Origin of the sequence: Frankia sp. R82 (assembly GCF_023716925.1) — a bacterium.
GTDB lineage: Bacteria > Actinomycetota > Actinomycetes > Frankiales > Frankiaceae > Frankia.
The window spans coordinates 1-10,542 of the sequence record NZ_JAMQQG010000351.1 but is presented as its reverse complement, the minus strand read 5'-3'; the positions used below and the strand labels follow the sequence as shown (position 1 = coordinate 10,542).

10 protein-coding genes and 1 pseudogene are annotated in these 10,542 nt (G+C 71.8%); 7 read left to right on the top strand and 4 right to left on the bottom strand.

All coding sequences use genetic code 11. The features are described 5' to 3' along the window. Positions 1-11 precede the first annotated feature (11 nt). Positions 12-734, top strand: coding sequence for a DUF1003 domain-containing protein (locus ND747_RS28340; protein WP_251737318.1), 723 nt, complete (start codon positions 12-14; stop codon positions 732-734). Positions 735-766: 32 nt separating this feature from the next. Here the strand turns inward: ND747_RS28340 and ND747_RS28335 are convergent, their stop codons facing one another. Both ND747_RS28335 and ND747_RS28330 read right to left on the bottom strand, forming a co-directional pair. Beyond that, positions 767-1,054, bottom strand: a complete 288-nt coding sequence (locus ND747_RS28335) for a chorismate mutase (RefSeq protein WP_251737317.1) — start codon at positions 1,052-1,054, stop codon at positions 767-769. Positions 1,055-1,443: 389 nt separating this feature from the next. Then, positions 1,444-1,953 (bottom strand): helix-turn-helix domain-containing protein, encoded by a 510-nt coding sequence (locus ND747_RS28330; RefSeq protein WP_251737316.1) that lies wholly within the window; start codon positions 1,951-1,953, stop codon positions 1,444-1,446. A gap of 224 nt (positions 1,954-2,177) precedes the next feature. Between ND747_RS28330 and ND747_RS28325 the strand changes: the two genes are divergently transcribed. From ND747_RS28325 to ND747_RS28310, 4 genes are all read left to right on the top strand, one after another. Next, positions 2,178-3,761, top strand: coding sequence for an MFS transporter (locus ND747_RS28325; protein ID WP_251737315.1), 1,584 nt, complete (start codon positions 2,178-2,180; stop codon positions 3,759-3,761). A 624-nt stretch (positions 3,762-4,385) separates the two neighbouring features. Then, positions 4,386-5,189, top strand: coding sequence for an aminoglycoside adenylyltransferase domain-containing protein (locus ND747_RS28320; RefSeq protein ID WP_251737314.1), 804 nt, complete (start codon positions 4,386-4,388; stop codon positions 5,187-5,189). 232 nt (positions 5,190-5,421) lie between these two features. After that, positions 5,422-6,318, top strand: a complete 897-nt coding sequence (locus ND747_RS28315; RefSeq protein ID WP_251737313.1) for a PD-(D/E)XK nuclease family protein — start codon at positions 5,422-5,424, stop codon at positions 6,316-6,318. A gap of 166 nt (positions 6,319-6,484) precedes the next feature. Further along, a complete protein-coding gene (locus ND747_RS28310) occupies positions 6,485-7,696 on the top strand; it encodes a pyridoxal phosphate-dependent aminotransferase (RefSeq protein WP_251737312.1) in 1,212 nt (403 codons plus the stop codon). On the opposite strand, the gene ND747_RS28305 is transcribed toward ND747_RS28310, so the two are convergent. Continuing rightward, positions 7,680-8,408 (bottom strand): hypothetical protein, encoded by a 729-nt coding sequence (locus ND747_RS28305; protein WP_251737311.1) that lies wholly within the window; start codon positions 8,406-8,408, stop codon positions 7,680-7,682. The genes ND747_RS28310 and ND747_RS28305 overlap by 17 nt on opposite strands. Positions 8,409-8,723: 315 nt before the next feature. Here ND747_RS28305 and ND747_RS28300 point away from each other — a divergent pair, with 315 nt between their 5' ends. After that, positions 8,724-9,605 (top strand): ParA family protein, encoded by an 882-nt coding sequence (locus ND747_RS28300; RefSeq protein WP_251737310.1) that lies wholly within the window; start codon positions 8,724-8,726, stop codon positions 9,603-9,605. After that, positions 9,605-10,012, top strand: a complete 408-nt coding sequence (locus tag ND747_RS28295; protein WP_251737309.1) for a hypothetical protein — start codon at positions 9,605-9,607, stop codon at positions 10,010-10,012. Before ND747_RS28300 ends, ND747_RS28295 begins: the two co-directional genes overlap by 1 nt. A 160-nt stretch (positions 10,013-10,172) precedes the next feature. Here the strand turns inward: ND747_RS28295 and ND747_RS28290 are convergent. Beyond that, positions 10,173-10,542: pseudogene (locus ND747_RS28290) on the bottom strand (ATP-dependent helicase); the annotation flags it as partial.

The following is a 10,542-nucleotide window of genomic DNA, read 5'->3' as shown; positions in this document are numbered from 1 at the left end:
GTATATCTACAATGGCATTGATTGGTGGGAAGGTTCTTATTTTTAAAACAGCCGGCGCCCGCCCCGGCCCGGGGGGCGGGGGCGCCCGGGTCTCGGGAGGAACAGTCGTGATCCGCCGGCGGCGTGGCCCGCGCCTGGACCAGCCGCGGGCGTCGCGGCGGGCCCGGGTGCGGCCGTCGTCCTACGAGCCGGACGCGTTCGGCCGGATCGCCGAGCGGATCGCCCGGTTCATCGGCACGGCACGGTTCCTGGTGGTGCAGAGCATCGTCATCGTGCTGTGGATCGCCTACAACATCGTCGCGCCGACGAACATCCGGTTCGACTCGTTTCCGTTCATCTTCCTGACGCTGGCGCTGTCTTTGCAGGCGGCGTACGCGGCCCCGCTGATCCTGCTCGCGCAGAACCGCCAGGACGACCGGGACCGGGCCAACCTCGCCCAGGACCGCGAGCAGACGGTGCGCACCCGCGAGGACACCGAGTACCTGGCCCGCGAGATCGCGGCGATGCGCATCACCATCGGCGAGCTGGCCACCCGCGACTTCCTGCGGTCCGAGCTGCGTGGCCTGCTCGCCGAACTGGACACCACCGACCGCCCCCGTAACCGCAAACGTGACGGGGACCGTGGCAACCGCGGTGACCGGCGACGGCGCCGGGACACACCCGCCCCGGGCCGCCCCGGGCCGCCCGGCGATCACACCCCGCCCGGGGATGCCCTGGCCGGTGACAGATCGTGACGGGGTGAAAAAGGTCGCCGACTGGCAGAGCCCTACTGGCTGGCGGCGCCGCGGCAGAGGGTGAGGACCGCCAAGGCGATCTCGACGCCGCGGGGGCCGAGTTCGTCCGCCCAGGAGGCGATGATCCGGTTCTCCCGGGCGTGCTCGATGCGGGGGCCGCCCTCGCCTTGGCGCAGCGTCTGGATCTGACTGGAAAGCTCGCGGCGGTTGGCCAGCAGCGCACGGAGCTGGGCGTCGATGTCGTCGATGAGCCCACGACCCTCGGCGATGGTGCTGATCGTCGGCGCGCCGCCGGTGGTGTGAGCGCCGGTGGCCTGGATGTGGGAGGCATCACCGGGCGTGCTCGGCGCGGGGATCGCGGCATCCGGACGGTGCACGAGGTTCTCCGCAGTGTTCTCCACGAGGGGACCTTTCGTTAGGAGGTCCGGCGCCCAGGCTGGACCGACCCGGGACTGACCGGGCCTGGGCTGGTGCCGCGCGAAGTCGTCAGCGGCTGAGCGGGGACCGGAGCCGATCCCCATAAAAGGCAGGTGACAGCGTGCTGTGGCACACAGCGCTGTGGCAGGCAGTGCTGTGACAGGCAGCACTGTGACAGGCAGCGCTGTGACCCGTGACGCGACCACACCCCATGGCTGAAGAGCATGCCAGCCGCACGCGGATCCGTCCAGATACAGCGGCCCGACGCCGCCGTCGTCCACATTTGTCCCGACTATCCGATCTGTTCGGACTCGGTGATCTGTCGAGACTCGGCGTCCGGTCCGAGCTCGGCGGGACGGCCCCCGGGTCCGGGCAGGCGCACGACGTCGGTGACGTCGACTTCCTGGCCGCAGGTCTCGCAGCGGCGGCGGTCGTCGATGTGGCCACCGCAGCGGCGGTGGTGGATGACGTAGGGAGCCTGGCCGCCCTTGAGGTGCCGGTCGCCCCAGGTCATCAGAGAGTTGAGGATCGGCCAGATGTCCCGGCCGCGCTCGGTGAGCACGTATTCGAAGCGTTCGGGCTGCTCACTGTAGCGGCGGCGCTCGAAGATGCCCGCTTCGGTGAGTCGGGTCAGCCGGTCGCTCAGCACCGTGCGGGCGATGCCGAGCCGAGCCTGGAAGTCGGCGAACCGGGTCACGCCCAGGCACGCATCGCGTGCGATCAACAGCGTCCAACGGTCGCCCAGGACCTCCAGGGTCGCGGCGACCGAACAGATCTCCTGCTCGTAGGTCCGCGGCAGCATGCCATCGATTGTAGCGTCACCGTACCAACTGTGGGTAGCGTCACGAGACTCTTAAGCGGTAGCGTCACGGGACCGAATGCAGGTAGCTTCACGGTACCGACTGCTGGTAGCGTCAGGAAACCTTCTCGGTAGCGTCACGAAACCATGGAGTCGCATGATCGGCCGGCTTCCGCCGCGTCAGGTGGTCCGTCCCGCTACCATCCACCGTCCACGTGAGGTCGCTCATGCATGCGGATGCCCGCCTGCGCTGGGTCCTGCTCGTCACCTCGGCGGCGACATTCGTCGCCAGCCTCGACCTGTTCGTCGTCAACGTCGCGTTCGGTGATCTGGCTCGGGAGTTCCACACGGATCCCGCCACCCTGTCCTGGGTGCTCAACGGCTACACGATCGTGCTGGCCGCGCTGCCCATCCCGTTCGGACGCTTCGCCGACGCCTACGGCCGGCTACGTTGGTTCGTCGCCGGGATGGTCCTGTTCGCCGCGGCCTCCGCGCTGTGTGCCGCCGCGCCCTCGCTGGACTGGCTGATCGCGGCCCGGGTTCTGCAGGGGGTCGGCGCGGCCGCGCTGCTGCCGACGTCGCTCGGTCTGCTGCTCGGCGAGTTCCCGGCGCACCGCCGCGCCGCGGCCGTCGCCACCTGGGCGGCCACCGGCTCGGTCGCCGCCGCGTTCGGCACCCCCGTCGGCGCGCTGCTCACCCGGGCGAGCTGGCGCTGGATCTTCCTGATCAACGTACCGATCGTGATCGTCACCCTGCTGATCGCCCGCCGGGTGCTGACCGAGTCCCGCGCCGAGGTCCCCGCCGCGGCCGCTGCCGGGACGAGCACCGCGTCGCCGGTCGGGACGGGCCGGGCGGCAGCACCGGCCGGGACGGGCGCGGTGGTGCGGCCGGACCTGTTCGGGACCGCACTGCTCACCGCTGGAATCGCCCTGGTGACGCTGGGCCTCGTCGAGGGCGAAAGCTGGGGTTGGGCGGGCGCGCGCACGCTCGGTGCTCTGGCCGGCGGGCTGGTCCTGGTCGCGGCGTTCCTGTGGCAGTGCACCCGGCACCGGGCGCCCGTGCTGGAACTCGACCTGTTCCGCGACCGGCAGTTCAGCGCCGCCGCCGGCGCCACCGTGCTGCTGTTCACCGGGTTCGGCGCGCTGCTGCTCGGCAACGTGCTGTTGCTGACCGATCTGTGGCGCCAGGACGTCCTCGTCGCCGGGCTCGAGTTCGCGCCCGCGGGCATCATCTCGGCGATCGTGGCGATGTTCGGCGCCGCCCGGCTGGCCACCCGGTTCGGCTACCGGACGCTCGGCGCGATCGGCTGCCTCACGATCGCCGCATCCCTGCTGGCCTACCGGATCGGCATCGGCACCACCCCCGACTTCCCCCGGGAGGTCCTGCCGTTCGAGATCACCTGCGGCGCCGGCATCGGCCTGGTCATCCCGACCCTGGCCGCGGCGCTGTCCGCCGCACTGCCCGCCACTCGCCGGGCCACCGGCAGCGCCGTGTTCGCGATGGCCCGCCAGCTCGGCACCGTCCTCGGCGTCGGCGCGACGGTGGCGCTGATGGCGAGCCCGTCCGGCGTCCCCGACCTCGCTCACTACCAGCGGGTCTGGGTCTTCATCGCCGTCGTCGAGGTCGCCGCGGCGCTGGCCTGCCTGCTGCTGCCGGCCCGGCCCACCCCGGTCTCGATCGGTGCGCCGGTTTCCGTGTCCACCTCGGTCGTCCCGGTGGCGGGTGCCGTCCCTGCAGGTGGGCCTGTAACAGGCGCGCGGCTGGTTCCGGCCGGCACCGCACCCGCGCTCGGATCCGCTCCTGGCCATTAGGCCGTCAGGGCGTCAGGCCGTCAGGCCGCTTTTGCGGATCTCCGACCAGCCCCACCATGCACAAGATGCCATCAGCCCATCACCGGCTGTGCGCGGTGCGTCTGTGTCGCGCCCACGCCCGGGGGCGTCCGGCGAACGGTGGTCGCTCAGCCCGAATGTCATCGTGACCACCGACCACGCGTCGTCTCCAACCGTGGCAGACCACTGCTCCACGAGAAACGCCCCAATGCGCTGTCGATGAGCGTCTCCGGCTGTGCTCGGGTGCCGGAGGGGCCGCGAGCACACCATCCGGGCCAGCCGCCAGCCGCCAGCCGCCAGCCGCCAACGTGACGCATCGTGACCAACATGGCCCTGCAAGCCGAGACAATCCCGGGCGTGTCGATCAACGTGGTCCTTCTGCAGGGTGCAAAGCGCAATTTTGTCTGTTTCGTCCCTGTAGAAGGACCCATCGGCCCCACCAGGTCCTCGGCCGCGGCGACGGCCCGTGACAGCGGCGAGGTTGGCCGCCGAGACCAGCCTCGCGGGGCAGGGCGACATTGGATGGTGGCCGGAGAACACTGGAGAGCACCAGCCGCGTGAGTCCCGCCCGGAGGGCACGTCAGCACGGGCGGACAATCGCGGGTCATGACGCTTCCTGCTGCGGTACGTGATGCCGTGGACGCCTACCTGCTGGCGGTCGATGCCGTGGATCCCGATCTGGTGGATGGCCTCTACGTGATCGGGTCCGCGGCCCTGGACGATTTCCGTCCGGGGGCCAGTGACGTCGACTTCGTCGCTGTCACCACCACGACCCCGACAGACCAGCAGGTAGCGGCGTTGACCCGCCTGCACGCCCGGCTGTCCCGCCGCCCGCTTCTCGACGGGATCTACACCACGTGGCTCGACCTCACTCGGGATCCGGCACAGGCATCGCCAGGACCCCACGCCCACGGCCGGCACTGTCATCCGCGCTGCGACCACCAGCGCCATCCGGTCACCTGGCACAGCCTGGCCCGCCACGGCATGGCAGTCCGCGGCCCCGGACCTGCCGAGATCGAGATCGCGGCCAATCCGCGGGACCTCGCTCGCTGGACGCGCGGCAACCTCGACGGCTACTGGCGGCAGTGGTGGCGGCGCAGCTCCCGTCTACCCACACCCGCCGGCCTGACCTGCCTCACCTCGCGGGGGCTGGCCTGGGGCGTGCTCGGTGTCAGCCGGCTCCACCACACGCTCGTCACCGGTGAGATCATCTCCAAGAGGGCGGCAGGAGAACACGCACGGACTGCTTTCGATCCACAGTGGCATCGCATCATCGACGAATGCCTGCGCGTCCGGCGTGCCGATCATCGCCGGTCCCTCTACCGCACCCCCCTCACCCGACGGACCGAAGCGCTGGACTTCATCGACATGGTCATCAACAACGCACCCCGACCTGCGGGAACCGGCTGACCGCCCTTGCGTCCTCAATCCACAGGCACTGGCGGTTTCGCCTTGTGCGCCGCGAACGTGTCGAGCTGTTTCGGCGGATCCGAACGGGGTTGATCGTAGGAAACGGACGCACGCGCCCGGGAGGCCGCGGTCGAGGCCATCCGGTCCGCCACCGCCGTGACTGTGGGCTCCTGCGCGGCTCGCCGCCCCGGACGCGGATCGAACTGTCGGCGGGGGGTGGGATGATCCGGTGATGGCACAGATGGAGCTCGCCGGCATGCCCCGCAGGCTGTTCGCCTGTACGCCGTCGCGGCTGGCCGCGTTCGAGGACTGCCCTCGCCGGTACCGGATGATCTACCTGGACAGACCCCGGCCGCCACGGGGGCCGGCCTGGGCGCACACCTCGTTCGGGGTGAGCCTGCACAACGCGCTGCGCCGGTGGTGGGAGGAGCCGGTCGTCGAGCGCACGCCGGTGCGGGCGGCGCAGCTGGTCCGGCTGCTGTGGGTCGCCGACGGGTTCCGTGACGGCGAGCAGTCGGTGGCCTGGCGGGAGCGGGCGGCCGAGATGGCCGCCGCCTACGTCACGGGGCTCGATCCGGCGGCCGAGCCGCGGGGGGTGGAGCGTTCGGTCGCCGCCCGCACCGAGGGGCTGGCGTTCTCCGGGCGGGTCGACCGGCTCGACGACCGTGACGGCGAGCTTGTCATCGTCGACTACAAGACGGGCCGCCGGCCGTCCACGGAGGCCGATGCGCGCAGCTCTCCGGCGCTCGCGCTCTACGCCATGGCCGCCGGGCGGATGCTGCGCCGACCCTGCCGGCGGGTGGAGCTGCATCACGTTCCGAGCGGGCGGGTCGCCGTCGCGGAGCACACCGAGGAGTCGATCGCCCGGCATGTGCGCCGGGCCGAGTCGGTGGCCGCCGACGCGGTCGCGGCGACGGAGGCGCTGCGGTCCGGTGGCGATGCCGAACGCGCCTTCCCGCCTCGCACCAGCGGGTTGTGCTCGTGGTGTGACTTCCGTGCGCTGTGCCCCGAGGGTCAGGCCGCCGCCCCCGACCGTCAGCCCTGGGACGCCCTCGGCGAGGTGGATTCCGGGGGTGAGGTCGGTGCCGGTGGCGTGGGCGCCGGTGGGTGGGACGCGACGGACGTCTGACCAGGCCGTCGGCGGGTGAAGGCGGTTCCGCGGAACACCCACGGCGGTCCCGGCTGGCCAGGCTGGCAGGGCAGACGGGCAGAGTGGCCGGCGGTTCCGCGGAACACTCGGTGGGGTACGGAGCATGCGGCCGTCCGGTGGGCGGGTGGGATGCCACGATGGGCCGATGGCCGAGCAGACCACCGTATCCGCGCCGCCGCCGGCGCCCGCGAACCAGCCGCGGATCTCCGCGAAGGCGACGACCTTCACCGAGTCCGTCATCCGGGAGATGACCCGGCTTGCCCTTGTCCACGGCGCGGTGAACCTGGCGCAGGGATTCCCCGACTTCTCCTGCCCACAGGAGCTCAAGGACGCGGCGAAGGCCGCCATCGACGCGGACGTCAACCAGTACGCGATCACCTGGGGTGCCGCGGAGTTCCGCGCCGAGATCGCGGCGAAGGTCGCCCGCACCTATCCGGGGTGGACGGTCGACCCGGAACGGGAGGTCTGCGTGACCTGCGGCTCCACCGAGGCGATGATCGCCACGATGCTGGCGCTGGTCGACCCGGGCGACGAGGTCATCATGTTCGAGCCGTTCTACGAAAACTACGGCCCCGACACGATCCTGTCCGGCGCGGTGCCGAAACTGGTCACCCTGCACGCCCCCGACTGGTCGATCGACCCGGCCGAGCTGCGCGCCGCCTTCAGCGACCGCACCCGCGCCATCATCCTCAACACCCCGCACAACCCGACCGGCAAGGTGCTGCGCCGCGCGGAGCTCGAGCTCGTCGCCGAACTCTGCCAGCGCCACGACGTGCTCGTGTTCACCGACGAGATCTACGAGCACATCCAGTACCTCGGCCCCGGCGGCCACATCCCCCCGGCGACCGTCCCGGGACTGGAGGACCGCACCGTCACCATCAACGCGCTGTCCAAGACGTATGCCGTCACCGGCTGGCGGGTCGGCTGGACGATCGCCCCACCCGCCTACACCTCGGCGATCCGCAAGGTGCACGACTTCCTCACCGTCGGCGCCGCCGCCCCGCTGCAGGCCGGCGGGGTGGCCGCCATGCGGTTGCCCGCCGAGTACTACACCGGTCTCGCCGAGCAGTACCGGGCTCGCCGTGACCTGCTGGGCGCGTCACTGACCGCGACCGGCTTCACCTTCCGACCACCGGACGGCGCCTACTATGTGATGTGCGACACCCGCGGCATCGATCCGGCCGGCGATGACGTCGCCCTCGTCCGCCGCCTCATCACCGAGATCGGCGTCGCCGCGGTGCCCGGCTCGTCGTTTTTCGCCAACCCCGCCGACGGCCGGCACATCATCCGCTTCGGTTACCCCAAGCGACACGAAACCCTGCAGGCAGCCGCGGACCGCCTCACCCGCCTGACGTAGCGGGAGCGGCAGCAGTGGTGAGCAGCCAGTCTGCCGGGGTGGGGAGCGGGTAACCGGCCGTGGCAGCGCGGGCGTGGCCCGCCTGCAGCTCCCGGTCGACCTCGGCAAGGGCCGAGCGGATGCCCTTGCGCCACGGCCGTCCCCGGACCACCGGGAGCGCCCCGGCACCCGACTGCGGGTCGTCGGGCAGGGCGTAGCGACCGCGCAGGTACTCGCCGATCCATCGCCCCTGTGCGGTCGCGAGCTCCACCGGGCCGCCGACGTGGAACACCCAGGCGACCTGCGGGTCGAACACGCCGCCGAAGCGGGTCGACTCCGCCGCGATGGACGTGGCCGGCAGGAGCCCCTCGGTGTGCGCGTTCAGTACCACCGCGTCGAACGTCCCCAACGGCTGCGCGCTGTCGGCCGGCGGGTTCTGGTCGGCGGGCGTGCCGTCGATGACCGTGCCGTCGATGACCGTGCCGTCGATGACCGTGCCGTCGATGACATAGGGCGGTGCGGTCGCGGCGGCGGCGGTCAGACGCAGGGTCGTGGCTCGGACCGCCACGAGCCGGTCGGCGCAGCCGTAGGCGGTCAGCGTGGCGACGTCCGCCGAGGGGATCGGCGCGGACGCGAAGACGGTGATCTCCAGGCCGCCGTCGACGAGCGCCACGGCGGCAGCGGTGGTGGCGGCGTCGAGGCCGAGGACGGCGACCCGCGGAAGTCCTGTCACGTCCGCGCACTCTAGCGGCGGCCCGTATCGGCGACTGCGCCGCAGGGCCACCGCCGCCCTCCCGGGTGGCACCACTGCGTGGGCGCCGGTGCGTGGCATCGCCGGGTAACCCCCGACGTGGCGCTCGTCTGCAGCGGACGGCCTACTCGTTGGTGGCGGAGGTTTGTGCGTTTTTGTGGGCACGAGTCATCGGGAGAGAAGGCTGGCGTAACGGCGCGTTCGGGCCGGTGGTGCGGTTTGGAGCGGTACGGTCCGCCGAGGACTCACGGCGGCTAGATGTTGTGACCACCCGGTTACCCGTACACACTGATCGGCGTGGCCCATGTACTTGCGGTGGCGAACCAGAAAGGCGGCGTAGCCAAGACCACTTCGGTGGCCAGTCTTGGTGCCGCACTGACCGAGCTCGGCCGCCGTGTCCTGCTGGTCGATCTCGACCCGCAGGCCTGTCTGACGTTCTCGCTTGGGCTCGATCCCGACATTCTCGAGCTGTCCGTGCACGACGTGCTGCTGGGACGACTGTCCGCGGGCATCGTCGTCACCACCACTGCGGACGGGACCGATCTGTTGCCGGCGACGATCGAGCTTGCGGGCAGTGAGGCGGTGCTGCTGTCGCGCACCGGACGCGAGCATGCACTGCGGCTCGCCCTCGCGGAGCTGCTCGACTCCTACGACGTCATCCTGATCGACTGCCCGCCGTCCCTGGGCGTGTTGACGATCAACGGGCTGACCGCGGCGGACGAGGTGATCGTGCCGTTGCAGTGCGAGACGTTGTCACATCGTGGCGTCGGGCAACTGCTGGACACGGTGCAGGACGTGCGGCGGCTGACGAATCCGCGGTTGCGGGTGCGCGGGGTGCTGCCGACCCTGTTCGACGCACGGACGGCGCACAGCCGGGCGGTGCTCGCGGATGTGGTGGCGCGCTACCACGTCGACGTGCTCGCTCCGCCGATCGCACGGTCGGTGCGGTTCGCCGAGGCGCCGGGGACGGGACGGTCGATTCTCGCGACGGCCGGCCGGTCCAAGGGCGCCGACGCGTATCGCCGGCATGCCCGGGCGATCCTCGGTCTGGCCGCGGGCGACGAGATTCCCGCCCGCCGCTCGCCGTTGTCGACCGGTCGCGCGAAGGAGCGGGCCTCGGTGGCGGCGACCGCCGCTGCCGCCGTGGTAGTGCCCATCGGCGTACCGGGCTGCGGCTGATGAGCACAGATCTGGGCGGACCCGTGCCGTGGGCGGGTGCGGACGGGGGCACGCAGGCGGGGGCTGCAGCCGGCTTCGATCGGTTGCGACGACGGGAGTACCGGGCGCCTGGGGAGTCGGAGCAGCCGGAGGTGCCGTCGGGTCCGTCGGTGGGGCGCGACGCGCACGGCAAGCGTGTGCTGTACAGCGGGGGACGACCGACGGCGGCGCGCAGCGCGGGCCTGAGGGTCGAATGTTCACGCTGCGGCGGGACCCGGCTGCTGGGCGCCCTGCAGTCGCTCCGGGTCCTGACGCCCAGTGTGCATCTGCCGGTGGTTCGGGCGGGGCACTTCTCGCTGGTGCGCTGCCCGAACTGTCACCGGGTGAGCTGGGTCCGCCTGGGCCTGCATCTGCGCGCCGGGGGCTGAGTACCCCGACCGGGCGCAGGCGGCAGACCGAAGGCGAAGCCGGCGGCGGGAGCGGCGTGGGGCACGGCCGCTCGCGACGAGGCAGGCTCGGGTGCTGGTGGTGCGGGGAGCTCCGGGATGGAGCTCCGCAGGGTGTGTGGTGCGCGGCGAGTGCCCCGGGTCAGGCGGACTCGGCGCGCGGGGTGGTGTCGTCGACGGTGTCGGCGGACTCGCCGAGCAGGGAGCCGGCTACGCGGCTGTGGTTGCTGCGGCGGCGGCGACGGCGCCGGGTCGGGTCGCCGGCCGAACCGGACTCGCCGGCCAGGCTCGACACGAGCTGCGTGCCGTCCGAGCCGTCGGTGCTGACCAGCTCATCGGTGCCCACGGCGCCCGCGGAGACACGGGTGGTGACGGCCGGCGTGCTGGCGTCGAGCAGCAGCCCACCGTCGGTGCCCGCGTCCAGGTCGGCGCCGACGGGCACGTCCGAGCCGGAGTCGGCGGCGATGGCCAGGCCGGTGGCAGCTGCCGCGGCACCGGCGCCGCGGGTGCGC